This is a genomic window from Nonomuraea sp. NPDC048882 (assembly GCF_040649755.1).
GTDB classification, from domain to species: Bacteria; Actinomycetota; Actinomycetes; order Streptosporangiales; family Streptosporangiaceae; genus Nonomuraea; species Nonomuraea maheshkhaliensis.
In genome coordinates this window covers 17,943-43,119 of record NZ_JBEZGB010000004.1, presented here as the reverse complement: position 1 = coordinate 43,119, position 25,177 = coordinate 17,943, and the positions used below count along the sequence as shown (strand labels likewise).

At 69.8% G+C, this 25,177-nt stretch carries 25 protein-coding genes, 1 tRNA gene and 2 pseudogenes; 8 read left to right on the top strand and 20 right to left on the bottom strand.

The features are described from left to right. The first annotated feature begins 20 nt into the window (after positions 1-20). Together AB0C27_RS14630 and AB0C27_RS14625 are read left to right on the top strand one after the other, a co-directional pair. A complete protein-coding gene (locus tag AB0C27_RS14630) occupies positions 21-533 on the top strand; it encodes a hypothetical protein (RefSeq protein ID WP_357843202.1) in 513 nt (170 codons plus the stop codon). A gap of 89 nt (positions 534-622) precedes the next feature. Continuing rightward, entirely contained in the window at positions 623-937 is a 315-nt protein-coding gene (locus AB0C27_RS14625; RefSeq protein WP_357843199.1) for a hypothetical protein, read from the top strand. Here AB0C27_RS14625 and AB0C27_RS14620 read toward each other — a convergent pair. Then, positions 924-1,379 carry a hypothetical protein gene (locus AB0C27_RS14620; RefSeq protein ID WP_357843196.1) on the bottom strand — a complete coding sequence of 152 codons (456 nt, stop codon included), beginning with the start codon at positions 1,377-1,379 and terminating at the stop codon, positions 924-926. The genes AB0C27_RS14625 and AB0C27_RS14620 overlap by 14 nt on opposite strands. 45 nt (positions 1,380-1,424) lie before the next feature. Here AB0C27_RS14620 and AB0C27_RS14615 point away from each other — a divergent pair, with 45 nt between their 5' ends. Further along, a complete protein-coding gene (locus AB0C27_RS14615) occupies positions 1,425-2,402 on the top strand; it encodes a YafY family protein (protein ID WP_357843193.1) in 978 nt (325 codons plus the stop codon). 34 nt (positions 2,403-2,436) lie between these two features. Here the strand turns inward: AB0C27_RS14615 and AB0C27_RS14610 are convergent, their stop codons facing one another. From AB0C27_RS14610 to AB0C27_RS14580, 7 genes are read right to left on the bottom strand one after another with little or no spacing between them, the layout of a single operon-like run. Further along, a complete protein-coding gene (locus AB0C27_RS14610; protein ID WP_357843190.1) occupies positions 2,437-3,426 on the bottom strand; it encodes an ABC transporter ATP-binding protein in 990 nt (329 codons plus the stop codon). Beyond that, the gene (locus AB0C27_RS14605; protein WP_357843187.1) at positions 3,423-4,406 is read right to left on the bottom strand and encodes an ABC transporter ATP-binding protein; all 984 of its coding nucleotides are present in this window, start codon (positions 4,404-4,406) and stop codon (positions 3,423-3,425) included. Before AB0C27_RS14605 ends, AB0C27_RS14610 begins: the two co-directional genes overlap by 4 nt. Next, positions 4,403-5,233, bottom strand: coding sequence for an ABC transporter permease (locus AB0C27_RS14600; RefSeq protein ID WP_357843184.1), 831 nt, complete (start codon positions 5,231-5,233; stop codon positions 4,403-4,405). Before AB0C27_RS14600 ends, AB0C27_RS14605 begins: the two co-directional genes overlap by 4 nt. Next, the gene (locus tag AB0C27_RS14595) at positions 5,230-6,210 is read right to left on the bottom strand and encodes an ABC transporter permease (RefSeq protein ID WP_357843181.1); all 981 of its coding nucleotides are present in this window, start codon (positions 6,208-6,210) and stop codon (positions 5,230-5,232) included. Before AB0C27_RS14595 ends, AB0C27_RS14600 begins: the two co-directional genes overlap by 4 nt. Further along, complete coding sequence (locus AB0C27_RS14590; protein WP_357843178.1) at positions 6,207-7,826, bottom strand: ABC transporter substrate-binding protein; 1,620 nt, start codon at positions 7,824-7,826, stop codon at positions 6,207-6,209. The genes AB0C27_RS14595 and AB0C27_RS14590 overlap by 4 nt, the downstream gene beginning before the upstream one ends. Then, positions 7,823-8,533: a PIG-L family deacetylase gene (locus tag AB0C27_RS14585; RefSeq protein WP_357843175.1), complete on the bottom strand. Its 711-nt coding sequence runs from the start codon at positions 8,531-8,533 to the stop codon at positions 7,823-7,825. Before AB0C27_RS14585 ends, AB0C27_RS14590 begins: the two co-directional genes overlap by 4 nt. After that, on the bottom strand, positions 8,530-9,465 hold the full coding sequence (locus tag AB0C27_RS14580) for a GNAT family N-acetyltransferase (RefSeq protein ID WP_357843172.1): 936 nt from the start codon (positions 9,463-9,465) through the stop codon (positions 8,530-8,532). The genes AB0C27_RS14585 and AB0C27_RS14580 overlap by 4 nt, the downstream gene beginning before the upstream one ends. A gap of 370 nt (positions 9,466-9,835) precedes the next feature. Here AB0C27_RS14580 and AB0C27_RS14575 point away from each other — a divergent pair, with 370 nt between their 5' ends. The 3 genes from AB0C27_RS14575 to AB0C27_RS14565 all read left to right on the top strand — a co-directional run bounded on the left by AB0C27_RS14575 (position 9,836) and on the right by AB0C27_RS14565 (position 12,482). Then, a complete protein-coding gene (locus AB0C27_RS14575) occupies positions 9,836-10,189 on the top strand; it encodes an SPW repeat protein (RefSeq protein WP_357843169.1) in 354 nt (117 codons plus the stop codon). Between the two features lie 787 nt (positions 10,190-10,976). Continuing rightward, on the top strand, positions 10,977-12,059 hold the full coding sequence (locus AB0C27_RS14570) for a glycosyltransferase family 2 protein (protein WP_357843166.1): 1,083 nt from the start codon (positions 10,977-10,979) through the stop codon (positions 12,057-12,059). A gap of 90 nt (positions 12,060-12,149) precedes the next feature. Next, positions 12,150-12,482, top strand: coding sequence for a hypothetical protein (locus AB0C27_RS14565; RefSeq protein ID WP_357843163.1), 333 nt, complete (start codon positions 12,150-12,152; stop codon positions 12,480-12,482). Between the two features lie 1,518 nt (positions 12,483-14,000). Here the strand turns inward: AB0C27_RS14565 and AB0C27_RS14560 are convergent. The 4 genes from AB0C27_RS14560 to nadD all read right to left on the bottom strand — a co-directional run bounded on the left by AB0C27_RS14560 (position 14,001) and on the right by nadD (position 16,027). Beyond that, a tRNA-Ala gene (locus AB0C27_RS14560) sits at positions 14,001-14,073 on the bottom strand. Positions 14,074-14,222: 149 nt separating this feature from the next. Continuing rightward, positions 14,223-14,852, bottom strand: coding sequence for a histidine phosphatase family protein (locus tag AB0C27_RS14555; RefSeq protein WP_357843160.1), 630 nt, complete (start codon positions 14,850-14,852; stop codon positions 14,223-14,225). Between the two features lie 70 nt (positions 14,853-14,922). After that, positions 14,923-15,318 carry a ribosome silencing factor gene (rsfS, locus tag AB0C27_RS14550; RefSeq protein WP_106250478.1) on the bottom strand — a complete coding sequence of 132 codons (396 nt, stop codon included), beginning with the start codon at positions 15,316-15,318 and terminating at the stop codon, positions 14,923-14,925. A 94-nt stretch (positions 15,319-15,412) separates the two neighbouring features. Continuing rightward, complete coding sequence (gene nadD, locus AB0C27_RS14545) at positions 15,413-16,027, bottom strand: nicotinate-nucleotide adenylyltransferase (RefSeq protein WP_346102639.1); 615 nt, start codon at positions 16,025-16,027, stop codon at positions 15,413-15,415. Between the two features lie 96 nt (positions 16,028-16,123). On the opposite strand from nadD, the gene AB0C27_RS14540 reads away from it, so the two are divergent. Further along, positions 16,124-17,146 carry a M48 family metallopeptidase gene (locus tag AB0C27_RS14540; RefSeq protein WP_346102637.1) on the top strand — a complete coding sequence of 341 codons (1,023 nt, stop codon included), beginning with the start codon at positions 16,124-16,126 and terminating at the stop codon, positions 17,144-17,146. Positions 17,147-17,356: 210 nt separating this feature from the next. On the opposite strand, the gene AB0C27_RS14535 is transcribed toward AB0C27_RS14540, so the two are convergent. The 7 genes and pseudogenes from AB0C27_RS14535 to rpmA form a co-directional block, all read right to left on the bottom strand. Beyond that, the gene (locus tag AB0C27_RS14535) at positions 17,357-19,240 is read right to left on the bottom strand and encodes a serine/threonine-protein kinase (protein WP_357843155.1); all 1,884 of its coding nucleotides are present in this window, start codon (positions 19,238-19,240) and stop codon (positions 17,357-17,359) included. Between the two features lie 82 nt (positions 19,241-19,322). Further along, a complete protein-coding gene (locus tag AB0C27_RS14530; RefSeq protein ID WP_346115274.1) occupies positions 19,323-19,499 on the bottom strand; it encodes a hypothetical protein in 177 nt (58 codons plus the stop codon). 50 nt (positions 19,500-19,549) lie between these two features. Continuing rightward, positions 19,550-20,824 (bottom strand): glutamate-5-semialdehyde dehydrogenase, encoded by a 1,275-nt coding sequence (locus AB0C27_RS14525; protein ID WP_357843151.1) that lies wholly within the window; start codon positions 20,822-20,824, stop codon positions 19,550-19,552. A gap of 91 nt (positions 20,825-20,915) precedes the next feature. Beyond that, positions 20,916-22,043 (bottom strand): glutamate 5-kinase, encoded by a 1,128-nt coding sequence (gene proB / locus AB0C27_RS14520; protein WP_357845243.1) that lies wholly within the window; start codon positions 22,041-22,043, stop codon positions 20,916-20,918. 107 nt (positions 22,044-22,150) lie between these two features. Further along, on the bottom strand, positions 22,151-22,783 hold the full coding sequence (locus AB0C27_RS14515) for a flavin reductase family protein (RefSeq protein ID WP_357843148.1): 633 nt from the start codon (positions 22,781-22,783) through the stop codon (positions 22,151-22,153). Positions 22,784-22,948: 165 nt separating this feature from the next. Continuing rightward, positions 22,949-24,301: a GTPase ObgE gene (obgE, locus tag AB0C27_RS14510; protein WP_357843145.1), complete on the bottom strand. Its 1,353-nt coding sequence runs from the start codon at positions 24,299-24,301 to the stop codon at positions 22,949-22,951. 148 nt (positions 24,302-24,449) lie between these two features. Next, positions 24,450-24,698 (bottom strand): annotated as a pseudogene (gene rpmA / locus AB0C27_RS14505) (50S ribosomal protein L27); the annotation flags it as partial. On the opposite strand from rpmA, the pseudogene AB0C27_RS14500 reads away from it, so the two are divergent. After that, positions 24,682-24,729 (top strand): annotated as a pseudogene (locus AB0C27_RS14500) (hypothetical protein); the annotation flags it as partial. The pseudogenes rpmA and AB0C27_RS14500 sit on opposite strands and share 17 nt — an antisense overlap. On the opposite strand, the gene rplU reads toward AB0C27_RS14500, so the two are convergent. After that, the gene (gene rplU / locus AB0C27_RS14495; protein WP_080046162.1) at positions 24,726-25,028 is read right to left on the bottom strand and encodes a 50S ribosomal protein L21; all 303 of its coding nucleotides are present in this window, start codon (positions 25,026-25,028) and stop codon (positions 24,726-24,728) included. The pseudogene AB0C27_RS14500 and the gene rplU sit on opposite strands and share 4 nt — an antisense overlap. Positions 25,029-25,177 lie beyond the last annotated feature (149 nt).

Sequence of the window (25,177 nt, the reverse complement as noted above, 5' to 3'; positions counted from 1 at the left end):
AACCGCTGGAGTTCCCCTTGATGTCCTCGCTGTCCAACATCATCAGCATCCTCACGACGATCGTGATGGTCCTGTTGCTGCTCGGTGGCGCCATTCTGATGGCGACCCGCCGGGCGGAGCACGGCCGGGGGAGCGTGCTCGGCATGATCGGGTGCGTCGTGCTGCTCGTGGGGGTGGTGATCAACGGCGTGTTCATCCTCATGGCCCCCGATCTGGTCCGTTCCCTCGGCTTCGACCAGTACGGGCCGATCGCGCTGGTGATGAACCTGCTGTCCCTGCTCATCCAGGTGAGCGGCACCGGGTTGCTGATCTTCGCGGTGATCGCCCGCAGGAACCCGCCGCAGCAGGCTCAGGCCGCCGCGTACGCCCAGCAGGCGCCCCAGGGCTGGCAGCAGCAGCCCGAGTGGCAGCAGGGGTACCAGCAGCAGGGCCCGCCGCAGCAGCAGCCGGGGTGGCAGCAGCAGCAGCCCGGCCGGCAGCCGCAGCACCCGCAGCCGCCTTACGGTGAAGGTCAGCCGCCCGCCCACGGCTGACGCGGAAGTCCTGCCGCGCAGGCGACACCGCGCCGACGAGTGTGACAATGTTGGCGTATCGGACATTCCGCAGCGTGCCTGAGGGAGTCATGACGCCAGAGCAGCCCCGCCGGCCGGATCCCGACCAGACGATCCGGCACCGCTACCCCCATCCAGGACAGCCGTCCGAGCAGGGCCCGCCCGAGGCGCCCTACACGCAGCGGCTGCCGTACACCCCCGACATGCTGCCCGACGTGCCCCTCTACGAGGCCAAGCCGGCGCGGTCCGGGTGGTGGTGGGTGATCGTGGCCGGCCTCGTCCTGCTGCTGGTCGCGGCCGTCGCCGTGGGCGTGATCCTCTGGGTGCGCGGCAACGCCGACGCCGCGGCGCTGCCGTACGGGATCGCGGACGTCACGCGCGGGTGAAGTCCATCGTCCAGTTCGTCTCCCAGCTCTGCCCGTCGTCCTCGGAGAACGCCTGCTCCCAGCGGGCGGCATCGGTATCCCTGAAGACCGTCCAGATGAACCGGCAGCGCACCGGCCGGCCGTCGCAGGTCTCCTCACCGTAGAACTCGCCCCGGTCCCCCTCGAACGAGCCCACCATGGGCCGGGTGTCGAGCACACCGGTCGCGCTGCTGGCCCAGTAGATGGACCACAGCCCGCTGTCCACGTCACGCAGGCGCACGGTCATCCCGCTGCGGCCCTTCGTGGGGAACTCGATCTCGTCGAAGCTGGCCCCGCCACCGAAGTGCCGGCCGGCCGTGGAGACGCCGGGGAACTCGTCCCATTCGTCGCTGCCGGACAGGGGCTTGACCAGCCGGCGGTTGACGACGTTCCAGCGGCCGGCGAAAAAGTCGAAGTCGTTCATGGCTGAGACCATAGGGCCGGGTCACTGACAGGTAGTGTCAGTGATATGCGAGCTTCCCGCCTGGTCTCGATCCTGCTGCTCCTGCAGACGCGCGGCCGGATGACCGCGCAGGAGCTGGCCGACCGGCTGGAGGTCTCCGTCCGCACCATCTACCGCGACGTCGAATCCCTCCACTCCGCCGGCATCCCGCTCTACGGCGACGCCGGCCCGAAGGGCGGATACCAGCTCCTCGACGGCTACCGCACCAGGCTCACCGGCCTGACCGCCGACGAGGCCGAGTCGCTGTTCCTGGCCGGCCTGCCCGGTCCCGCGGCCGAGCTGGGGCTGGGCGCGGTGGTGACCGCCGCTCAGCTCAAGCTGATGGCCGCGCTCCCGGTCGAGCTGCGCGACCGGGCCGGCCGCATCCAGGAGCGCTTCCACCTCGACGCGCCCACCTGGTACCGCGACCGGGAGCCGGTCACCTACCTGCCCGCCGTGGCCGACGCCGTCTGGAACGAGCGCCGGGTGCAGGTCCGCTACCGGCGGTGGAAGGCGCCGCAGGAGGTGGAGCGGCGGCTGGAGCCGTACGGGCTGGTGGTCAAGGCCGGGCGGTGGTATCTGGTGGCGCGCTCGGGCGAGCAGGTACGCACCTACCGCGTCTCGCAGATCCTCGACCTGCATCCGCTGCCGGAACGGTTCACCCGGCCCGAGGGGTTCGACCTGGCCGCGTACTGGCGCGACTACCTGGCCGAGTTCGAGAGCAGGCTGCGCTGGGGCCAGGCCGAGGTGCGGCTGTCGCCGCACGGCATGCAGCGCCTGGCCGACCTCATGACGCCGGGCGTGGTGGAGGCGGCGCGGGAGAGCGCGCGGGGCCCGGACGAGCGGGGCTGGACGCTGGTCACGGTGCCGATCGAGTCGATCGAACACGCGACGAGCGAGTTCCTGCGGCTGGGCACGGACGCCGAGGTGCTCTCGCCCGTCGAACTACGCCACCGGATGGCCGCGACGACCACCGAACTCTCCGAACGCTACCGCGCCTCCTGAACCGTCCTCCCGGGTGAGGTCTAGCGGGTGAGGTCTACCGGGTGAGCGCCGCCTCGGCCTGCCAGCAGTGCGTCCAGTGCCCCTCGCCCAGCTCCGTGCGCCCCGGCACCTCGGTCGAGCACACCGGCAGCGCCACCGGGCAGCGCGGATGGAACCGGCAGCCGCCCGGCGGATCGATCAGGCTGGGCGGCTCACCGTGCCGACGTCCCCCGGGAGCCGCCACCCGGTCGGGGTCAGGCGCCGACTCCAGCAGCAGCTGCGTGTACGGATGCCGCGGCGACTGCGTCAGCTCCTCGCTCGGCCCGCTCTCGATCAGCCGCCCCGCGTACATGACCGTGATGTCCTCGGCGAAGTAACGGGCGCTGGCGATGTCGTGCGTGATGTAGAGCAGCGCCAGCCCGCTGTCCCTGGCCAGCCCTTCCAGCAGCCGCAGCACGCCGAGCCTGATCGACACGTCCAGCATCGACACGGGCTCGTCGGCGATCAGCGCGACGGGCCGCACCGCCAGCGCCCGCGCGATGGCCACCCGCTGCCGCTGCCCGCCGGACAGCTCGTGCGGCATCTTGTCCATGAACTGCTCGACCGGGGTGAGGCTGACGCGTTCGAGCAACTCGGCGACCTGCTCGCGTTCCTCGGCGTCGGAGCGGGCGTGCCCGTGCAGGCGCAGCGGCCTGGCCAGGTGGTAGCGGACCCGGTGGAACGGGTTCAGTGAGGCGAAGGGGTCCTGGAAGATGAGCTGGACCTGCCGCCGGTACTCCCTGAAGGCGGCGCCGCGGTGGGCGCGTACCGGCTCGCCGCGCAGCAGCACCTCCCCGGACGTGGCCGGATAGACCTGGGCCAGCAGCCGTGCGACCGTGCTCTTGCCGCAGCCGCTCTCGCCGACCAGCGCCGTCACCGCGCCGGCTCGCAGCGCGATCGAGACGCCCTCCACCGCCCGCACCGGCGGCCGCCGGCCGAAGCGGCCCCGAGGGCCGCGGGCGGCGGTGAAGTGCTTGGTGAGCTCGCGCCCCTCCAGGATGTTCATGACACTCCCCTCCCGTCGTTGAGCAGGCACGCGACCTCGCTGTCTGCCGCCGCGGTGAGCACGGGCAGGCGCTCGGAGCACTCCGCCACCGCCATCGCGCACCTGGGGTGGAAGGCGCAGCCGGGCGGTGGTGAGCGCAGGTCCGGCGGCGTGCCGGGGATGCCCAGCAGCTCTTCGCGCGGCCCGCGCAGGCGCGGGAACGAGCGCAGCAGCCCCACCGTGTACGGATGCCGCGGCGCCCGGTGCAGCGCCTTGGCCGTCCCGGTCTCCACGACCCGGCCCGCGTACATGATGGCGATCCGGTCGGAGATCTCCATGAGCAGCGACAGATCGTGGGTGATGAAGACGACCGCGAAACCGTACTCCTCCCGCAATGCCTTGATCTCGGCGAGGATGTCGCGCTGCACCACCACGTCGAGCGCGGTCGTCGGCTCGTCCATGATGATGATCTCGGGGTTGAGCGCGAGCGCGATGGCGATGGCGGCGCGCTGGCGCATGCCGCCGGACAGCTCGTGCGGGTAGGAGCGGCGCCGGTCGGCGCTGATGCCGACGCGCTGCAGCAGCTCGACCGAGCGTTCCGTGCGCTCTGCGCGGGACATGCGGGGCGCGTGGATGCGCAGCACGTCGTCGATCTGGGCCCCCACGGTGATGACCGGGTTGAGGGAGTTCATGGCGCTCTGGAAGACGACCGCCAGCTCCTTCCAGCGGAAGGCGCGCAGCTCGTTCCTGCCGAGGGCGAGCACGTCCACGGCCGAGCCGTCCTGGCGGTGGTAGACGACCGACCCGGATGTGATCGAGGCGGGCGGGCGCAGCAGCCGGGCCACCGCGTTGGCCAGCGTGGTCTTGCCGCTGCCGCTCTCGCCGGCCAGGCCCAGGATCTCGCCGCGGCGCAGGTCGAGCGAGACGCCGGACACCGCGTGCACGGCTCCGGTGCCGGACAGGTAGTCCACGCCGAGGTCGCGGATCTCCAGGACGTTCATGCGCGTGCCTTCCTGGGGGCCTTGATCGTCCGCAGCCGCGGGTTGGCGATCTCGTCGATGCCGAAGTTCACCAGGGCCAGGCCGGTGCCGATGAGCGCGATGCACAGGCCGGGCGGGATGAACCACCACCAGGCCCCGATGAGCAGCGCCTGCCCGTTCTGCGCGAAGTACAGCATGCTGCCCCAGCTCACGGTGGACAGGTCCGCCAGGCCCAGGAACGAGAGCCCGGCCTCGGCCAGGATCGCCGCGACCACGGTGGCCAGGAAACTGGTGGCGATGACGGGCAGCAGGACCGGCAGGATCTCGTAGAAGACGATCCGCAGCGGCCCTTCGCCGCTCGCCCTGGCGGCCTGGACGAAGTCGCGCCGGCGTACCGACAGGGTCTGGGCGCGCAGCACCCGGGCGCCCCAGGCCCAACCGGTCACCGCGATCACCACCGCGACCGAGGCCACGCCGCGCTGCGGCAGGTAGCCGGCCAGCACGATGATCAGCGGGAGGGCGGGCAGCACGAGGAAGATGTTGGTCAGCACCGACAGCGCCTCGTCCACGGCGCCGCCGACGTAGCCGCCGACCAGGCCGACCGCGACGGCCAGCACCGTGGCGATGAGCGCCGACAGCACGCCGACGCCGAGCGAGACGCGGGCGCCGTACACGATCTGGACGAGGATGTCCTGGCCGGTCTGGGTGGTGCCGAGCCAGTGCTGCGCCGACGGGCCCTGCAGCCCGTCCTCGCTGGTGGCGGCGGGATCGGCGCCGATGAGCAGCGGCCCGAAGACGGCCATCAGCGCGAAGAAGACGAGGATCCCGGCCCCGATCTTGATCTTCATTCCGACTCCTGCCTGGTCCGGGGGTCGAGCACCACGTACGCCAGGTCGGCCAGGAAGTTGGCGACGAGCACGGCCAGCGAGATGACGAGGAAGATGCCCTGCATGAGCGGGAAGTCCTCGTTCTCCACGCCCTTGAGCAGCATCGACCCGATGCCCGGGTAGGAGAAGACGATCTCCGTCAGCACCGAGCCGCCCACCACGAAGCCGAGCGAGAGCGCGAAGCTGGTGATGTTCGGCAGGATCGCGTTGCGGGCGGCGTAGGCCCACATGACCCGGCGCGAGGTCAGCCCCTTGGCCTCGGCCATCACCACGTAGTCCTCGCCGAGCGTGGTCACCATGACGTTGCGCATGCCGAGGATCCGGTCGGCCATCGAGGCCACCACGATCGTGATCGCCGGCAACGCCGCGTGGTAGAGCACGCTCTGCGCGAACTCACCGGTCACCCCCGGCATCACGTCCAGCCCGTACGCCCGGCTGACCGGGAACCACTGCAACGTCACCCCGAAGACGAACACCAGCGCCAGCGCCACCCAGAAGTACGGCACCGCGTGCATGAACGTGGCCGCCGGCAGCACGCCGTCCAGCCAGGTGCCGCGCTTCCACGCCATGATCACGCCGAGGGCGGTGCCGATCAGGTAGCTGATCAGCGTGGCCACGCCGACGAGCCCGACCGTCCACGGCAGGCTGTCGGCGATCACCGTGGAGACCTCGGTGGGGAAGAACGTGATCGAGCGGCCCAGCTCGCCCTGGGCGAGATTGCCCAGATAGTCCAGGTACTGCTGCCACAGGCTCGCGTCGCTGATGCCGAACGCCCTGCGCATCGCGTCGATGGCGGCGGGGTCGACGTTCCCCCTCATCCGGGCCACCAGCAGCTCCACCGGATCCCCCGGCATGAGCCGGGGGATCAGGAAGTTGAGCGTGATGGCGGCCCAGGCCGTCAGGAGGTAGAACCCGAGCCGCCTGGCCAGGAATCTCACTTTCCGGCCGGCTTCAGGTGCAGCAGCACCACGGCCGCGTCGGGCGAGGTGTACGGCGACGGCATCGCGTACGGGTCCTGCTCCGACGGCCAGCCCACGTACTTGTTCGTCCGGTACTGCGCCCACGACGGGCTGTAGAACAGCGGCAGCGTGGGCATCTTCTCCACCATGATCTTGCCCAGGCCCTGGGTGGCCTCCTGCTGCTCGGTCTCGTCCTCGGTGGCGGCGTAGGCGTCGATCAGCTTGTCGGTCTCGGCGTCCTTCCACCGCTCGTAGTTGCCGGTGGCGGCCTCGCCCACGGGCTCGGCCAGCCCGCCGAAGAGCATCGAGCGCATCTGGAAGTACGGCGTCGGCCCGGACGCGGTGGCCCTGATCGACAGGTCGTAGTTGCCCTTGCCGACCTTGGACACCCAGTCCTGGAACGCCACGCCCCTGGTCTCGACGGTGACGCCGATCTTGGCCAGGTCCTCGCGGATGAGCTGGGCCGCGTTCACCCAGTCGGTGAACGGCGAGGGCACCAGCAGGGTGAACTTCAGCTGCGCCGGGTCCACGCCCTTGAGCAGCTCCTTGGCCTTCTCGACGTCCACCTTGTAGGAGAGCGCGCGGTATTCGGGCGGGATGTACGCCTCCCCGCCCGGCATCGGCACGCCGGTCGGGTGCGCGACCTTGGTGTAACCGCGCTCGGCCACACGAACGATCTTGTCCCGGTCGACGGCCAGGCTGATGGCGGCCCGCACCTCGGGCTTGGCCAGCACGGGATTGGTCAGGTTCGGCAGCAGCGTCACCACGCCCTCGGGCGGGAAGAAGAACTTGTTCTGCTCCGGCTTGCCCTGCACGTAGATCTTCTGGATGTCCGGCACGAACGCGCCCGCCCAGTCCACCTCACCCTGCTGCAGCGCCGTCTGGAGGGCGTTGGCCGTGTACGCGGGGAAGCGCAGCACCGGTACCTCCGGCTTGCCCGGCTGCCAGTAGGACGGGTTCTTGACCAGCTCGTACAGCTGGGCCGAGAACTTCGACAGCGTGTACGGGCCCGTACCGACCGGCTTGGGGTTGGTGAAGGTGGAGGGGTCCTTCTCCTTCTCCCACACGTGCTTGGGCACGATAGGCGAGTTGCCGGCGATGTTGAACAGCTTGGCGTACGAGGTGTTGGCGAAGTCCACCCGCACCTTGTCGGGCGCCAGCGCCTCGGCGTCCTCGATCTCCAGCGCGTTCCTGTTGAGCTGCGGATACTTCTTCAGCATCTGGAACGTGAAGGCCACGTCGTCGGCGGTGAACGGCTGCCCGTCGGACCACTTCACGTTCTGCCGCAGCGTGAATGTCACCGACTTGCCCTTGTCCGACCACTTGTGGTCCAGCGCCAGCCAGGGCGTGATCTCCCCCGGCTTCAGCTTGTTGAAGTACATGAGGGTCTCGTGGATCATCCCGCTGGTGCCGAAGTTCACGCCTTCGAGGTGGTACGGGTTGAAGTCCTCCTGGAACGTGCCCGCGTCCACGGCGTGGATCACCAGCGGCGGCGCGTCCGCCTGCGGTTTGGCGGCGCCACCGCCACTCGAACATCCGGCCAGCACGAGTGCGGCCAGCACCGCCGCGACCTGCCCCGCCTTGTGACGTCTCATGCGGAGGCCGCCTTTCCGAAGTACTTCGTCCGCAGTTGCCGCGACCCCTTCGGGGCGGCGAAGGCCTGCGCGCGGCCGAACCCGGCCGGCGCGCCGCGCACGATCGTCAGCGCGCGGTAGTAGTCGACGTACGGGAAGCCGTAGGTCTCGCCCCTGGCGTAGGCGTAGCCGGTGATCGCCTGCGACCACAGCTCGTACGCCTCCTCGCCCAGCTCGACGAACACGTCGGGCGCGTATCCCTCGGCGTCCTCCCAGTTGTCGGCGTAGTAGAGCTCGCTCGCCCAGTAGGCCGGATGCTCACGCTCCAGGGTCTTCAGCCCGCCGAAGAAGCGGGCGTCCTCGACGATCCGGTGCGTGCGGGCGTGGTCCTTGTGGATGGAGGCGCTCCAGTGCGTCAGGATCACGTCGGGGCGCAGCTCCCTGATGAGGTCGCCGATGCGCATCTTGGTCTCGTCGTCCTCGGGCAGCAGGCCGTCCTCGTAGTCGAGGAACCTGACGCCGGCGCCGATCCGCTCCGCGAACGTCTCGGCCTCCTCGCGCTTCTGCTTGGCGTAGTCGGCGACGGTCATGCGCGGATGGCCGCGCTCGCCGAGCGTCAGGTGCAGCAGCGTCGCCCGGTCGCCGCGCAGGACGTGCTGCGCCAGCACGGCGCCCGCGGTCAGGTCGAGGTCGCCCGCGTGGGCCCCGATGGCGAGAACGTGTGTCATGCGGATCGCCTCATCACGTGGAACTTTCTGGTGATCTCGTAGCCCGCCTTGGTGTAGAGGTGGCCGGCCGGGCTGGTAGCGCCGGTCCACAGGAACCAGGACGAATGCAGCCCTTCGGCGCGCATCCGGGTCATGGTGAGATGGAGCAGGATCTTGCCGAGGCCGGTGCCGCGCTGGCCCGGGTCGACGCCGAAGGGGCCGAAGCGCTCGGGGATGCCGCGGTAGGCCGCGTACAAGGCGAAGCCCACTATGTGATCTTTTTTCGCGATGACGATGCGTTCGGGATCGCGGTGCTGCCGGATCGCTTCGCCCCAGTCGGGGTTGAAAACGTCGGCCGCGTACCGGATCAGCTCGGGCAACTCGCCGGCGGTGGGACTGCGGAAGACGTACCCCTCGCGCTCACGCGCGCGCCGCAGCTCGTCCACCTCGGGCGGAGTCCGGTAGCCGACGAGCGCGCGGTCCATGGCGACCGGCGAGTAGAGCGTCATGAACCCGAGCTCTTCCAGCAGCCGGTGACCGTCCGGATAGAGCTCGGCGTCCGCGCCCGGCAGCACGTAGTTGGGGGTGTACGACGAGAAGTCCACCTTCGTCCGGCCGAGGCGCTCCAGGAACCCCACCGCCTCACCCACCAGCCGCCGCCCCAGCCCGCCGCCGCGGTGCTCGGGGACGACGAAGAAGAACGGGATCCAGCCGGTGTCGGGCTCCAGGTCGGTGCCCGGCGCTAAGGGGATCAGGCGGCGGACGGCGTACGCGCAACCCACCACGTCGTCCCCGTCCACGGCCATGCGCAGGCCCTCGGGGTCGAAGTTGGGGTCGAGCAGCACGCAGTCCCTGAACCAGCCGGATGTCGTGGGGTCGGCGGGCATGCTGCGGTTCCAGGCGTCGACCAGCGAGGTCTCATCGCCGGACTGGAAGGGGCGGACGGTGACCATGAGGGGAGTGGTCCTTTCACCTTTCGGCACTCCCGCCACAGCTTTCCCACTGTCAACCGCCCAGGTCAAGAAGATTTCGGAAGAAATTTTCCGATAAGTCGGACATCTAGAAAATTGTTTTCGCCTGCGGTATCTATGGAGAGTTGCCCCCACCCGACGCGCGACGCAACCCTGCGACGAACGCCCGAAGCACGACGCCAACGGTGCGCGGCGAATGCCCGAAGTGCGCCGCCAACGGCGTGACGAATATCACATCACCATGTCGCCCTGACCCCCACCCACCCGGGAATCACCGCACGTCCCATGAAGTTTCACGTAATCGACTGACCAAAAGGCCAGCCTCTCGCATATGCACCAAGCGGAGGTTCTCATGAAGGCATGGTCACGCTGGCAGGACTGGGCCACCCTGGTCGCCGGCCTCTACGCGGCACTCTCCCCGATCTGGGTCGCCGGCGCGTCGGGCGCCGCCCCCTCACTGATCGTCCTGGGTGCCCTCATCGTGCTCACGTCCATCGTCGCCCTCGCCAACCCGGGCGTCGTGGCGACGGAATGGCTCAACGCCCTGTGGGGCGTGCTGCTGTTCATCGCGCCGTGGGCCATCACGTACACGCAGGGCCAGGGGGCGTCGTGGACGTCCTGGGTCATCGGGGTCCTCACGGTCGTACTCAGCCTGACCGCCCTCCCCGCCAGCAGAGCAGCCCACCGCCAGGCCGTCCAACACTGACCCCACTTCGAGGGCCGGGCCACACTCACGGCCCGGCCCTCACCCTTTCCCCACGCAAGCAGCGACCCTCCCGCCGCTTCCCCACGCAAGCAGCAACTCTCCCACCGACTCCCCACCCAAGCGGCGACCCTCCCACCTTCTCCACGTAAGCAGCGCCCCTCCCACCGTGCACCTCCGCACCAACGTCGGCCACGTCCCCACAGCCGTCGCTCCTCAACGCCGCCAGTCGCCCCGACCTCCGCTCACCGCACCCACAGCGGCACCCCCGCAGTCGTCATTCCTTCACGCTGCCATCACCCTGCCCCCACTCAGGGCACCCACGGTGACACCGCCACGATCATCACTCCTCCACGCTGCCCTCTCCCTCGCATCCGCCCACCGCGCCCGCTTCAACGCCCTTGCAGTCGCCAACCCATCAGCGGCGACACCACCGGGCGACTGGCCGCCCACCCCGGCACTCTCCACCGCCCGCCACCCACCAACACCCGTTATCACCCACCAACACCTGCAATAACCACCCGCAATCCCATCCACCACCCGCCATCCACAGGTGGCCACCTCCCCACACCCTCCATCCACAGAACCCGATTCGGCCCCATCCCACCCCACCGCCGAAATGCATCCTCATACCCGCACGGCAACACCACGCCGCCGCCCCCATCACGACAAGGAAGGAAGGCAAGAGGATGCCCGGAGGCCCGCCCACGCTCGGCTTCAGCCTGCTCATCTACGCGATGGTAGGACTGATCGCCCTGATCGCCCCCAAGCTGCGGAGGCGTCGCGACAGATGAGCACCCAAACGGCGCCCACGCCCACCCCGCCGCTGACGGTCACCGTCATCATCCCCGCCCACAACGAGGAGCAGGGCCTGCCCGCCACCTTGCGCTCCATCCAGGCCCAATCGACCCCCCCAGAGAAGATCATCGTGGTCGACGACGGCTCGACCGACCGCACAGGAGAGGTGGCCACCTCCTACGGCGTCACCGTGCTACGCCCACCGCGCAACCTGGGCAGCAAGGCCAAAGCCCAGAACCACGCACTCCCCCACTGCGACACCGACCTGGTCCTGGCCGTGGACGCCGACACCGTCCTGGCCCCCGACTACATCGAGCGCATCAAGCCCGCCTTCACCGACCCGGCCGTCAACGTGGCGGCGGGCAACGTGCAGACGAGGTTCGCCCGCACCCCGTGGGAGCGAGGCAGATCCACCGAATACCTCTTCGGCTTCCACTGGCACCGGCCGATCCAGCAACTCGCGAACAGCCCGATGGTCTGCTCGGGTTGCTGCTCGGCGTTCAGACGCACGACCCTCGCCGAATCCGGCGGCTTCCCCGAGCGCACCATCGTCGAGGACATGGACTACACCTGGACCCAGCAGGGTGACGGCCACCGGGCGGTCTACGTCTCCGGCGCCGTCGCCTGGGCCGCCGACCCGGAGAGCCTGACCTACCTCCGCAAGCAGGTCTGGCGCTGGATGGCCGGCTTCATGCAGAACGTCCGCCTCCACCTCCCGCGCCTGCTCGTCCGCAAGCCCATGCTCGCCACCTGGATCGTCATCGCCCTGCTGGAGATCCTCCTGGCCCCGCTGTGGTGGGCGACCCCGCTGGTCCTGACCCTGGCGATGCACGAGCCGGCGACCCGCACGCTGGCCTGGTGGGCGGGCGGCGAACTGCTCCTCACCGTGCCGGCCCTCCTCTACGCGGCCAGACGCCGCCGCCTCCCCGTGGGCAAGGTCCTGTTCAACCTGCCCTTCGTCTACCTCAACAAGGCCGTCAACCTCTACTACGCCTGGAAGGCCCTCCTGGTCGAGCTGATCCTGGTCCCCCTGCACCTGTCACGCGGCCTCCTCGTCTACGAAAAGGGCCGCTGACCACGAACATCGGTAGCGGCATGATTACTCTCAGTAGCCATAAGATGTGAGCTCGCCCAAAGCGTCCACCCCACGAAAGGGACGAGCCACATGATCGCTCGCACCGCCACCATCGCCCTCTCCGCCCTGACCCTGACGCTGGCGCCGTCCTTCCCGGCCGTCGCGGCCACAGGCACGTTCGCCTACAGCTTCCCCGCCTCGTACGGCACGGGCGCCGGCCACCTGCACCACCCGAGGAGCGGTGCGTGCATCGACATCCCTGAGATCCGCTACTCCGACGAGAGCGCACACACCCCGCGCAACGACACCGACTCCACCGCCACCCTCTTCATGGGCCCCGACTGCTCCGGCCCCTACTACTCACTCCGCCCCGGCGGCAGGGGCTCCGACAGGCTCTTCCTCAGGTCGGTCGTCTTCTCCTGACCACCACCAGGAAATTCGCCAGATAAAGACCGGTACGCGAAACCAAGCACTGCCTGCCCGGATCGCAGACGACGACAAGATAGTCGGAGGCGCGTTCCCACACGCTCTCCGGCAGGGAATTCGCCTACGGCCAGCCATTTTCGCGAGCATTGTTCAGCAACCCCGGTTCGACGTGATAGTCGGAGTGTTTCCGGTAGAGGACGGACCGCCCTCACCGGAAACACTCCGACGTCAGCTACCCGTCGGCTCGCTGGTCGCCTTCACCGGCTTCACCCTGCAAATCCTGATAGTCATGGCACCCCCCCATTCTTGTTTCCAAGTGCGCACACTTCCTGCCATGGGGTGGGGATCCCCATCGCGTTGCGGCAACTCCGCGACATGAGCCCACGGCACCGAATCCGGTCCTGGGTAACCACATTTCTCAGCAGCGCCGCCGACCAGGACTCAATCCACCGAGAAAAGCGCAGAGCAATGAATCGGCACCGTCCGCGCCGAGCGCCATCATGCTTTCTACGCCCGTCTCCCCCACCCTGAGGGAGGCTAGCGGTGAGGCCGCCGGCGCCAATATCCGGATAGCGTCTGATCCGTTGCGTTTTATGGATACAGGGATCGAGACCGGGGTGGTTGCAGGCGGCGAGCCAGGCCGAACAGCCACAGGTGGCAGCGTCGAAGGCATCGCGGCCCATGCAGACACGAGGCCCGGAACTGTCCAGGCGGGCACGGGGTACGCCGCCGTCCAGGCGAGCGCGAGATACTGCGCTGTCCAGGCAGGCACGAGGCATGGCGCCGTCCAGGCGGACACGAGATACGGCACCGCCCAGGCCGACGCAAGGCGCAGCACCCCACCAGACAGGCACAACGTGCGGTGCCGGCAGTCCGGCATCGGAATAGCCGACCCCACAGCCCCAATGACCCACCGTGCCGACAGGAGCGGAACCAACAGCCGACTCGCCCCGTTTCGTTCTGCCCTTCGCTTCGCGCCTGTGCAGCAAGCACTTCCAGGGCGTGGGAGGCAGCGTGCAAGTCAGAACTCCCGCCCCCGGCGCGTTTTCAGGGCTCCCGCCCGCCATGGATTTCCGGGCTCCCGCCCTCTGCGACTCCCAGGGCTCTCACCCTCCGCAGCTTCTCTGTGCGGGACCCTCGCGGGCGGCCTGGGCCGGGTCGCGTCCCACGGTGAGCGTCCCTGCGTCGAAGCCCACGTCGCACACCCGCAGAGCGGTCACCTCAGCACAATCCAACGGAGAGCAGCACCAGCGAAGAGCAGCACCAACGTGCCCCGCCCGTGTCTTGCTCGGCATCTCCGGCGCGCCGGAGCCACCCCAGGAGTCCCCAGCCGGCGATCACCTTGACCGCCCCACCCCTACGCTCAGCGACAGCGACCCGCCACCACACCGTGATCAGGGCACTCCCCCGAACGGGGACAACGACCAGGACTCAGATCACACCCGAAGCCCCGTACGTCCACGAACAACACAAAACCGCCCCTGCCCGTCACCAGGCAGAGGCGGTTCGATCGTGTGGAGCTATGGGGATTCGAACCCCAGACCTCCTCCATGCCATGGAGGCGCGCTACCAACTGCGCCATAGCCCCTGGTCACCGCTTCGAGTCCACCCGTTGCGGCGCTCCGAGAGCATATAGCCATCCGCCCCGATTCACCTAATCGCCCATCCTCAAGCCACAGAGGCACAGCAGCAAGGCGCGCGGAAGCCCGTACGGCCCCCGAGCCGTACGAACCGCGCTCACACCTCGGCTTCGGGCTTGTCGTCGCTGTGCACCGGCTCCGGCAGGGTGCCGGCGTTGTGCTCCAGCAGCCGCCACCCTCTGCGCCCTTCCTGCAGCACAGACCAGGAGCAGTTGCCGAGCCCGCCCAGGGCCGGCCACAGCTCCTCGGGCAGCCCGAGCAGTTCGCAGATCCCGAGCCGCAGCGCGGCCCCGTGTGAGGCCACGACCAGCAGCCCGTCGTCATCGAGCCGGGAAGCCCAGCGACGCATCGCGCCGGCCACCCTCCCGGCCACGTCGGTGACGGGTTCGCCGTCCGGCGCCTCCCACGCCGCGTACTCGTGGGGCCAGCGCGCGGCGATCTCCTCGCGTGTCAGCCCCTCCCACTGACCTCCGCCGCGCTCGCGGAAGTCCTTGTCGACGGCCACCTCCAGCCCGACGATGCGCCCCAGCGCCAGCGCGGTGTCGTTGGCCCGCTGCAGGTCGGAGGAGACGATCAGGGTGGGCCGTAGCGAGGCGAGCAGCGAGGCCGCCCTCGCGGCCTGCGCGACGCCGGTTTCGTCGAGGGGGATGTCGGAGTGACCTTGGAATCGCTGCTCGACGTTCCACAGTGTCTGCCCGTGACGCAGACACACGATCCTCTTGCTCATGCAGATTCCTCGCCGGGACGCTCGAAATCGGGATGAGTGTCACTGCCGGGTCCGGTGATGGTCGGTTCGCTCACGCGCGCGCCCGCTGGAGGTTGGCCTGAAGGACGCTCTCCGGCAGCGCGATGGCCGGGCAGTCCTTCCACAGGCGCTCAAGCGCGTAGAAGGTACGGTCTTCCTCGTGCTGGACGTGCACGACGATGTCGATGTAGTCGAGCAGCACCCAGCGCCCTTCGCGCTCGCCCTCACGGCGGACGGGCTTGGCGTCGGCCTCGGTGCGCAGCCGCTCCTCGATCTCGTCGACGATGGCGCGGACCTGGCGGTCGTTGGTGGCGGAGCAGAGCAGGAAGGCGTCGGTGATGACGAGCTGTTCGCTCACGTCGTACGCGAGGATGTCATCGGCCAGCTTGTCGGCCGCGGCTTCCGCGGCGATGCGCACGAGCTGGACGGATCTGTCAGATGCGGTCACGATGCGGGTCTGTCCTCCTGTGTCGGCAGCATGCCCATATATTGAGGGTACCCTTCCAGCCCGAAACCCCTCACCTACGCCACGACAGGCTTGTTCAGGCCCCCTGATAGAGGCCGCGCTTGTTGATGTACTGGACGATTCCGTCGGGCACCAGATACCAAATGGGCTCGCCCTTTGCCACGCGCTGACGACACTCTGACGAGGAAATGGCCAGCGCGGGGATTTCCAGCAACGTCACCCGGCCTTCCGGCAGGCCGGGGTCGTGCAGGGTGTGCCCGGGACGCGTACAGCCGACGAAATGGGCGAGCTCGAAGAGCTCGTCGGCCTCCTGCCAGCCGAGTATCGCGCCGAGCGCGTCGGCGCCGGTGATGAAGTACAGGTCGACCTGGGGGCCGTAGATTTCCGCGATGTCGCGCAATGTGTCGATCGTGAACGTCGGCCCCGGCCGATCCACGTCCACCCTGCTGACGGAGAAGCGGGGGTTCGACGCGGTCGCGATGACCGTCATCAGATAGCGGTCCTCCGGGGCGGACACCTCACGCCCGGACTTCTGGTACGGCCGTCCGGTCGGTACGAAGACGACCTCGTCAAGCTGAAAGTGGTGAGCCACCTCGCTGGCGGCGACGAGGTGCCCGTGGTGGATGGGGTCGAAAGTCCCACCCATCACACCTACTCGCCGCTTCCCCTGCACACCAGGCGCGTTCATCATGAAACGGACCTTACGCGGGGGCTGTATCACAACATGATGGGACCCCCCTTCGTGATGACCGCGCATCACTTCAGTTGCGGACGTAGCATGCCGGGCATGACGACCACCCCGGACCGCAACCGCGTCCAACTGCCCGGCATCTCGTCCCGAGCCTACGAACACCCCGCAGACCGGTCCGCCCTGGTCGCTCTGCGTAAGTTGAGTGGGTTCGACACGGTTCTCAAGCAGATGTCCGGTCTCGTCAGCGAGCGCCGCCTGCGCCTGATGTACCTGGCCTCGGCGGTGCGCGTCAGCGAGACTCAGTTCCGCTCCCTCTACGACATGGGGCGCGACGCCGCCTACACGCTCGACCTGCACCGGATCCCCGAGATCTACGTCCAGCAGGACTCGCAGGTCCAGGCCAAGGCCATCGGCTTCGACGACCCGTTCATCGTCGTGACCACCGGTCTGCTCAACCTCATGAACGAGGAGGAGCAGCGCTTCGTCATCGGCCACGAGACCTCGCACATCCTGTCGGGGCACGCGGTCTACCGGACGATGCTCGACATCCTCACCCGCCTCGCCGCCCGCGTCGCCTGGATCCCGCTCGGCTACATCGGCCTGCGCGCGATCGTCGCGGGCCTGGAGGAGTGGTACCGCAAGTCCGAGCTGTCCTCCGACCGCGGCGGCCTGCTCACGGGGCAGAACCCCGAGGCGGCCAAGCGCGCGCTGATGAAGCTCGCCGGCGGCGACTACACCCACGAGATGAACATCGAGGCGTTCCTGGAGCAGTACCAGGAATACGACACCGCGGGCGACCTTCGCGACGGCTTCCTCAAGGTACTCAACCTGCTCGGCACCACCCACCCGTTCGCGGTCGTCCGCGTGGCGGAGCTGGACAAGTGGCAGCGCAGCGGCGAGTACGACCGCATCATCGGCGGCGACTACCCGCGCAGGGAGGACGACCCCAACGCGCGGGTCACCGACGAGATCAAGGCGGCGGCCGAGTCCTACCGCGCGTCCTGGTCCCAGTCGCAGGACCCGTTCATCGGCGTCCTGCGCGACGTGGCCGAGGGCGCGGTCAACGCGGGCGAGCGCATCTTCAACCGCTTCTCCCGCCGCGACGGCGGCCAGGGCTAGCCGGATCGCCACCGCGCGGCCGATCCGCTTGATCGCCGCGCCGGCCCGCCGCACGCAGCGGCGGGCCGCGGAAAACCTTCACCGCCCGAAGCAGCGGGCGCGATAACCCGTCACCGCGACCTCCGCAGAACCGCAGCCCGAACGGCGAGCCGGAGTACAGGCCGGACGGCAGGTCAGAGCGATGGCACGACCGGCGTGTACGGCGGCAGGTCAGAGCAGCAGCGCGATGGCGCGTACGGCAGCCGCGCACAAGGCGACGAACCCGCCCAGCACGGCCAGCGCCCGCAACCCTTCCCTGCGCAGATCAGGCAGCCGCTGCCCGATCCGTTCGATCTCGCGCCCGGTGATACCGCCGCACAACATCCCGAACACCACACCCGCCACCGTTACGGGCGCGGCCTGCTGCCACCAGTCGGCGTCGATCTGCCCGCCGCCGGTGGCCCAGAGCGCTCCGCCCGCGGCCACCGCGACCGGCACGCCCGGCCACACCACGGCGGTCGCCGCCGCCCCGGTCAGCGCGACGGGAAAGGACAACACGCGCAGCGTCACCCGCGTACGCCGCGAGCCGCGCTTCCTGACCATCCAGTGCCCCATCCACAAGGTCCTGGTCAACACCACGAACACGGTCGTGATCGCGATGGAGGCGATCGGCCAGATGACCGAGGCCACCACGCACGGCACGGCCAGCACCGCGAGCAGCAGCAGCGCGCCGTTGCCCGCGGGCAGGGTCGTGGCCGACTGCGCGCGCAGCCCGGTGCCGCGCCTGTCCTGCGGCTTGACGGCGGCCGCCCGGCTCCTGACGGCGGCGGCCGTGCGCTGGCGCGAGGCGACCATCTTGGCCCGCGGGCCGGTGTTCTTAGCCTCGCCGCCCGCCCGCCCGCGCGGCACGGGCACCTTGCCCTCGGCCCGGCTGCGCGCCGGCACCGAACTCTTGCCGTCGGACGCACTCCTGCTCCCGGCGCCACGCCCCGTGCCTTCGGGCGCGGCCCGGCCACCGGTCCGCCCACTGCCTTCCTGAGCAGCCCTGCCGCCGGCCCGTCCGGCACCGTCAGAAGCGGTCCGGCCGCCGGTACGCCCGCTCCCCTCGGCAGCGGCCCGCCCCCCGGCCCGGCCGGCACTGTCGGGAGCGACCCTGCCGCCGGTACGTCCGCGCGGCGGCGGCACCTTCCCCTCGGCGGGCAGCGCGTTGGGCCGGCTGCGTGCCTTGGCTTCACCCCGCGCCGCGGCCGGCTCCTCCGTGGCGCGGCCGCGTACGGACTCCTCCCCGGCGGCGCCCGCGGGCGGCTCGGTCTCGGTCGCGTTGGTGGCCCGAGCCAGCCTGGACAGCCGGTCGGCCAGCAGCGCCGCCGTGGGCCGTTTGCCCGGCTCCCGGTTGAGCGCGGCCCGTACCAGCGGCAGCAGTTCCACCGGCACGCCCTTGAGGTCGGCCTGCCCGTTCAGCACCGCGTACATCTGCGCCTCGGCCGTGCCGCGCCCGAACGTCGGCCGCCCGGTCGCCGCGAACGCCACCGTGGCCGCCCAGGCGTGCACATCGGCGGGCGAGTCGACGTGCTCGTCGGCGAAGATCTCCGGCGCGGTGTAGCCGGGCGTGCCGAGGAAGGTGCCGGTCATGGTGAGCCGGGTCGCGTCGAGCACCTGGGCGATGCCGAAGTCGATCAGCACCGGCCCCTGCGTGCCCATGATGATGTTGCCGGGCTTGAGGTCACGATGGACGACACCGGCCGCGTGGATGATGGCGAGCGCGGCGGCGATGCCCTGGGCCATGTCGACGAGCCCGGCCACGTCGAGGGGGCCGCTCTGGCGCACCTGGTCGAGCAGCGTGACGCCCTCGATGTGCTCCATGACCAGGTACGGCCGCGCGCCGTTCAGGTCCGCGTCGAGGACCTTGGCGACGTACGGGCTCTCGACCCTGCGCAGCGCGCGCACCTCACGCTCCAGGCGGATGCGTGAGGTCTCGTCCTCGGCCAGGTCGTGCAGAACCTTGAGAGCGACCTGCTCGCCACGGCGGGCGCTGGCGAGGTAGACCTCACCCATGCCGCCGCGGCCGAGCCGCTCGATCAGGGTGTACGGCCCGACCTTGCCGAGCTTGCTCACCGTCCCTCCCCGCCCGGCGCAGCCATAAGGGACACAACCCTAGCGCCGGTACGCGAGTTGCCGCTTGAGGCACGCCGATGGATTATCCGCGAGTGTGATCGGTGAGCATGCTGTCGAGCCGCGCGGTGGGCTCCTCCGACAGCCGGCGACGGCCCTTCCTGCGCCAGTTGACGTGACCGCGGCGCTCCAGCCAGAGCAGCAGCCGGTCGGCGGCGAACAGCACCACCGCCGAGAAGACGAGGGCGACGACGATTTCCATGGCCCCCAGTCAACCTACGGCGCATGGCGCCGGTCAGGCCGACACGCCGACTAACCGGCCACCACCGTACCCTCTGACGTGCGCAAATGCCCCTCACCCGTATAGATCCACTTGGTCGAGGTGAGCTCGGGCAGCCCCATCGGGCCGCGCGCGTGCAGCTTCTGGGTCGAGATGCCGATCTCCGCCCCGAACCCGAACTCTCCGCCGTCGGTGAACCTGGTGGAGGCGTTGACCGCCACCGCCGCCGAGTCGACGAGCGTGACGAACCTGCGGGCGGCCCGCTGCGAGCGGGTGACAATGGCCTCGGTGTGGGCGGAGCCGTAGCGCCTGATGTGGGCCACCGCCTCCTCCAGCGAGCCGACGACGGCGGCGGCGATGTCGAGCGAGAGGTATTCGGCGTAGAAGTCGTCCTCGGTCGCGGGCACGACGCCCGGCCCGTGAGCGGCGATCCGCTCGTCGCCGTGCACGGTCACGCCCGCCTCGCGCAGCGCCTCCAGGGCCTTGGGCACGAACGCTGCGGCGACGTCCTCGTGCACCAGGAACGTCTCGGCGGCGTTGCACACCGACGGCCGCTGCGCCTTGGCGTTGAGCAGGATCTGCACGGCCAGGTCGACGTCGGCCTCGGCGTCCACGTAGACATGGCAGTTGCCGACGCCGGTCTCGATCACCGGCACCGTGGACTCCTCGACCACCGAGTTGATCAGCGACGCGCCGCCGCGCGGGATCAGCACGTCGACCAGCCCTCTGGCCCGCATGAGCTCCTTGACGGAGTCGCGGGTCTGGCCGGGCACGAGCTGGACGGCCCCGGCGGGCACCTCGGTGTCCTCCAGGGCCTCCTGCATGATGCGGACGAGGGCGGTGTTGGAGGAGTAGGCGCTGGACGAGCCGCGCAGCAGCGCCGCGTTGCCGCTCTTGAGGCAGAGCGCGGCCGCGTCGACGGTGACGTTGGGACGGCCTTCGTAGATGATGCCGATCACGCCCAGCGGCACCCTGACCTGGCGCAGCTCCAGCCCGTTGGGCAGCGTCGAGCCGCGTACGACCTCGCCGACCGGGTCGGGCAGGTCGGCCACCTCGCGTACGGCGTCGGCGACGGCGGCGATCCTGGCCTCGTCGAGTCGCAGCCGGTCGACCATGGCCTCGGACGTGCCCTGGGCCCTGGCCCGCTCGACGTCCTCGGCGTTGGCCGCGACGATCTGGGCCGTGTGGGCGACCAGGGCGTCGGCGATCGCCCGCAGCGCCCGGTCCTTGGGCGCGCGCGGCAGCGGGGCCAGCTCGGCGGCGGCCTCTCGCGCCGCCTGGGCGACCTTCAAGAACTCTGTGCTCATCGCTCTTCCCTCATCACCATGGCCGTCCCGCTCCCCGCGTTCGCCGGCGGGGAGCCGGGCGGCGGCGGGGCGGGGCCCTCGTCGGGGCGGTTCAGTTGTGCGTTTCCAGTATGACGATGTCGTCGCGGTGGATGAGCTCGCGTTCGTATTCCGGACCGAGCGTGCTCGCCAGCTCCCTCGTGGAGCGCCCCAGCAGGCCGGGGATCTCGACGGCGTCGAAGTTCACCAGGCCGCGGGCCACCACGAGCCCCTGCGGGCCGCACAGATCGACCGGATCGCCCGCGGCGAACTCGCCCTCCACCGACGTCACGCCGGCGGGCAGCAGCGACTTGCGCCGCCCGACGATGGCCTCCACCGCGCCTGCGTCGAGGTGGAGCCGGCCGCGCCCGGTGGTGGCGTGCGCGAGCCAGAGCAGGCGCGTGCCCGGATGACGGCCGCCTGGGTGGAAGTAGGTGCCGATGTCGGCCCCGCTGAGCGCCTGGGCGGCGTGAGCGGCCGCGGTGAGCACCACGGGCACGCCGGCGCCGGTGGCGATCCTGGCCGCCTGCACCTTGGTCACCATGCCGCCGGTGCCGACCGCCGCGCCGTTGCGGCCCAGCTCGACCCCGACCAGGTCCTCCGGGCCGCGGATCTCGGCCAGCCGGCGCGAGCCGCTGCGGCTGGGCGGGCCGTCGTAGAGCGCGTCGACGTCGGACAGCAGCACCAGCGCGTCGGCGTGGATGAGGTGAGCCACCAGCGCCGCCAGCCGGTCGTTGTCGCCGAAGCGGATCTCGTCGGTGGCCACGGTGTCGTTCTCGTTGACGATCGGGACGATGCCCAGCTCCAGCAGCCGCGCGAGCGTGCGCTGGGCGTTGGCGTGGTGGGCGCGGCGCATCATGTCGTCGGCGGTCAGCAGCACCTGCCCCACGCGCAGCGAGTAGCGGGCGAAGGAGGAGGTGTAGCGGGCCACCAGCACGCCCTGCCCGACGGAGGCGGCGGCCTGCTGGGTCGCGAGGTCACGCGGTCGCGCGCTCAGCCCGAGCGGGCCGAGGCCCGCCGCGATCGCTCCCGAGGAGACCAGGACGATCTGCGTCCCGGTACGGCGCCGCGCCGCCAGCACGTCGACCAGGGCGTCGACGCGATCCACGTCGATCATGCCCTGAGGGGTGGTGAGCGAGGAAGAGCCGACCTTGACGACGACCTTCGACGCTGAGCTGATCTGTTCCCGCACGTCTGGCAGCCTATCCGCTCCCCGGACGCGCCCAGCTATCAGCCGACGATCTTGACCGCGGACGGCCGCGTCACCAGGGCGACTCGGCGCGCGTCACCGGGGCGTCTCGGTGCGCGTCACCGGGGCGTCTCGGTGCGGTAGGAATGGCCGAGCTCCTGGCCGAGCCCGAAGTAGTGGCGGAAGTTGTAGACGAGCGGGCTCCAGGCGGCGGGATCGACGTGGTCGGTGCCGGGAACGACGAGCCGGGGATCGGCGTGCACCTTCTGGACGAGTGCCTCGACGATGACGAATTCGTCGCGGACGTCCGTCCGTACCCGCTCGGCACGGGCCTCCAGTTGAATGGGGCACTCGGCGACGCGAGGCGGCCGGACCACGTGCGAAGGCTCGCCGTGCAGTCCCGCCGCACCGAACTTGTCCGGCTCGAAGCGGCAGCGCTCCGCCTTGGTCGCGGGAACCGGGTTCCGGCCGGTCAGCGGCGCCAGCCGTTCCACCGCCGGCCACAGAGCCGGGTCGGGCAGATTGATCACCAGGTCGGGCCGCTCGCCGAGATTGCGCGCGGTCTGCCCCTCGCGGCCCAGACCGAGCACGACCGTCTGCCCGAGCGCCCACGCGGAGGACATCGGGGCCAGGTTGAACGAGCCGTCCTCGTTCTCGGTCGAAAGGAGCGCCACCGGCGTCCCGAAGTACAGGATGCTCGGCTCGATCACCAGGTGAGGGGCCTGCGCGGGCAGGATGAATGCGGCATTCATGGTCCGCAGCCTAAGATCCGGATATTTCGCCCGGCGCCGAAGTGTCACGGCGACGATCGAACGACGCCGGCCCCGACCGCGACGGATCGAGACCATCCCGTACGGCCAGCCGGCGGTCCGGCCCGCGCCCGCCTTACCCCGGCCGGTGGCCCGACCCGCGCCGCCCTACCCCAGCCGGTTGTCCGACCCGCGCGGCCCCTGCCGCACCGTCTCGGCGTTCAGCGTGGGCTGCCAGTCGAAGATGTAACCGCCCTCCATCGGCCCGATGACCACCTCGGCCCCGGCCTTGGCGCCGAGCTTGGCCAGCTCGACCTCGACCCCGAGCCGTTCGAGCCGGTCACCGAGGTAACCCACCGCTTCGTCGTTGGTGAAGTCGGTCTGCCTGATCCACCGCTCCGGCTTCTCCCCGGTGATCTGGAACAGGTTCTCGTTGACCCGGCGCACCTTGAACCCGGCCGTGCCGAGCTGCTTGGGCCTGATGACCAGCCGGGTCGGCTCCTCGACGGGCTTGTTGGCCCGCGCCGCCGCCACCCATTCGCCCATCGCGTACGACAGCTCCCGCAGCCCGTCATGCGTGGCCGCCGAGATCGTGAAGACCTTCAGCCCGCGCGCCTCGAACTCCGGCGCGACCAGCTCGGCCAGTTCCCGCGCGTCGGGCACGTCGGCCTTGTTCAGAACGACCAGCCGCGGCCGGTCCTCCAGCTTCCCGTACGCGCGCAGCTCCGCCTCGATCACCTCGTAGTCGGTGACGGGATCGCGCCCCGGCTCCATGGTGGCGCAGTCGATGACGTGCACGAGCATGTCGCACCGCTCGACGTGCCGCAGGAACTCGTGCCCGAGCCCCTTGCCCTCAGACGCGCCCGGGATCAGCCCGGGGACGTCGGCCACGGTGAACACGTGGTCGCCCGCCGTCACCACGCCCAGGTTGGGGATCAGGGTGGTGAACGGATAGTCGGCGATCTTCGGCTTGGCCGCGCTCAGCGCCGCGATCAGCGAGCTCTTGCCCGCGCTGGGGAAGCCGACCAAGGCCACGTCCGCGACGCTCTTGAGCTCCAGCATGACGTCGAGCTCGTCGCCCGGCTCGCCGAGCAGCGCGAACCCGGGCGCCTTGCGCTTGGTGGAGGCCAGCGCCGCGTTGCCGAGCCCGCCGTGCCCGCCCTCGGCGATCACGTAGCGGGTGCCCGCCCCGACGAGGTCGACCAGCACTTCACCCGTGGCGGAGTCCTTCACCACGGTGCCGTTGGGCACGGCCAGGACCACGTCCTCACCGTTGGCGCCGTCGCGGTTGGAGCCCTGCCCCTGCTTGCCGTTGGGGGCCTTCCTGTGCGGGCGGCGATGGTAGTCGAGCAGGGTCGCGGTGTTGGGATCGACCTCGAGGACGACGTCGCCCCCGCGCCCGCCGTTGCCCCCATCGGGCCCGCCGAGCGGCTTGAACTTCTCCCGGTGGATGGAGGCGCACCCGTTTCCCCCGTCACCGGCCTTGATGTGAAGGACCACCTGGTCCACAAAGTCCGGCATCCCGCATTCCTCCATCGCCCCGCCAGGGGCCTCTCATGACTGACAACCCATCGCCGACCGGCCCGGGAAACACCAAGGGGTGGATCGCATCCGTACGGATCGATCCACCCCTGAAGCGACGAGCCCGAGGCCGAAAAGCAGGAAGAACCTACTCGGCGGCGACGGGGACGATGCTCACGGCCCTGCGGCCGCGCTTGACACCGAACTGCACGTGACCCGCGGCCAGCGCGAACAGCGTGTCATCGCCACCGCGGCCGACGTTGTCACCGGGGTGGAAGTGGGTGCCACGCTGACGGACGATGATCTCGCCCGCGTTGACCAGCTGACCACCGAAGCGCTTGACGCCCAGACGCTGGGCGTTGGAGTCACGACCGTTCCGGGTGGACGACGCGCCCTTCTTGTGTGCCATCTCTCAAACTCCCGTTCAGGCCTGCTCGATACCGGTGATCTTCACCTGGGTGTACCGCTGGCGGTGACCCTGGCGCTTCTTGTAACCGGTCTTGTTCTTGTACTTGAGAATGCGGATCTTCGGGCCCTTGGTCTCACCGAGGATCTCGGCGTTGACCGTGAACTTGCCCGCCTCCGTGGTCACATCGCCGTCGTTGACGACGAGCACCGTCGGCAGCGATACCGAAGAGCCGACCTCGCCGGCGACCTTGTCCACCTCGAGGACGTCACCGACGGAGACCTTCTGCTGCCTGCCGCCGCAACGAACGATCGCGTACACCGCGGAACCCTTCTACTGACTCACTGTTGCTGTTCGAACATCAGCTACCTCATCGAGGTGGCCGCCGAATGCTGCGCCTGTCATTCAGCCTGTCTAAAACGACGAACCGAGTAAGCGCGCCAACAGGGCACGTCACCTGACGCACCGAT

Excerpts from the sequence above, each read along its gene's own strand:
- AB0C27_RS14630 (WP_357843202.1), top strand. The coding sequence starts at position 21 with ATGTCCTCGCTGTCCAACATCATCAGCATCCTCACGACGATCGTGATG.
- AB0C27_RS14540 (WP_346102637.1), top strand. The coding sequence starts at position 16,124 with ATGACGACCACCCCGGACCGCAACCGCGTCCAACTGCCCGGCATCTCG.
- AB0C27_RS14590 (WP_357843178.1), bottom strand. The coding sequence starts at position 7,826 with ATGAGACGTCACAAGGCGGGGCAGGTCGCGGCGGTGCTGGCCGCACTC.
- AB0C27_RS14525 (WP_357843151.1), bottom strand. The coding sequence starts at position 20,824 with ATGAGCACAGAGTTCTTGAAGGTCGCCCAGGCGGCGCGAGAGGCCGCC.
- AB0C27_RS14575 (WP_357843169.1), top strand. The coding sequence starts at position 9,836 with ATGAAGGCATGGTCACGCTGGCAGGACTGGGCCACCCTGGTCGCCGGC.
- AB0C27_RS14530 (WP_346115274.1), bottom strand. The coding sequence starts at position 19,499 with ATGGAAATCGTCGTCGCCCTCGTCTTCTCGGCGGTGGTGCTGTTCGCC.
- AB0C27_RS14570 (WP_357843166.1), top strand. The coding sequence starts at position 10,977 with ATGAGCACCCAAACGGCGCCCACGCCCACCCCGCCGCTGACGGTCACC.
- AB0C27_RS14565 (WP_357843163.1), top strand. The coding sequence starts at position 12,150 with ATGATCGCTCGCACCGCCACCATCGCCCTCTCCGCCCTGACCCTGACG.
- AB0C27_RS14515 (WP_357843148.1), bottom strand. The coding sequence starts at position 22,783 with ATGAATGCCGCATTCATCCTGCCCGCGCAGGCCCCTCACCTGGTGATC.
- AB0C27_RS14625 (WP_357843199.1), top strand. The coding sequence starts at position 623 with ATGACGCCAGAGCAGCCCCGCCGGCCGGATCCCGACCAGACGATCCGG.
- nadD (WP_346102639.1), bottom strand. The coding sequence starts at position 16,027 with ATGATGAACGCGCCTGGTGTGCAGGGGAAGCGGCGAGTAGGTGTGATG.
- AB0C27_RS14615 (WP_357843193.1), top strand. The coding sequence starts at position 1,425 with ATGCGAGCTTCCCGCCTGGTCTCGATCCTGCTGCTCCTGCAGACGCGC.
- AB0C27_RS14585 (WP_357843175.1), bottom strand. The coding sequence starts at position 8,533 with ATGACACACGTTCTCGCCATCGGGGCCCACGCGGGCGACCTCGACCTG.
- AB0C27_RS14620 (WP_357843196.1), bottom strand. The coding sequence starts at position 1,379 with ATGAACGACTTCGACTTTTTCGCCGGCCGCTGGAACGTCGTCAACCGC.
- AB0C27_RS14580 (WP_357843172.1), bottom strand. The coding sequence starts at position 9,465 with ATGGTCACCGTCCGCCCCTTCCAGTCCGGCGATGAGACCTCGCTGGTC.
- AB0C27_RS14555 (WP_357843160.1), bottom strand. The coding sequence starts at position 14,852 with ATGAGCAAGAGGATCGTGTGTCTGCGTCACGGGCAGACACTGTGGAAC.
- AB0C27_RS14600 (WP_357843184.1), bottom strand. The coding sequence starts at position 5,233 with ATGAAGATCAAGATCGGGGCCGGGATCCTCGTCTTCTTCGCGCTGATG.
- AB0C27_RS14610 (WP_357843190.1), bottom strand. The coding sequence starts at position 3,426 with ATGAACATCCTGGAGGGGCGCGAGCTCACCAAGCACTTCACCGCCGCC.
- obgE (WP_357843145.1), bottom strand. The coding sequence starts at position 24,301 with ATGCCGGACTTTGTGGACCAGGTGGTCCTTCACATCAAGGCCGGTGAC.
- AB0C27_RS14605 (WP_357843187.1), bottom strand. The coding sequence starts at position 4,406 with ATGAACGTCCTGGAGATCCGCGACCTCGGCGTGGACTACCTGTCCGGC.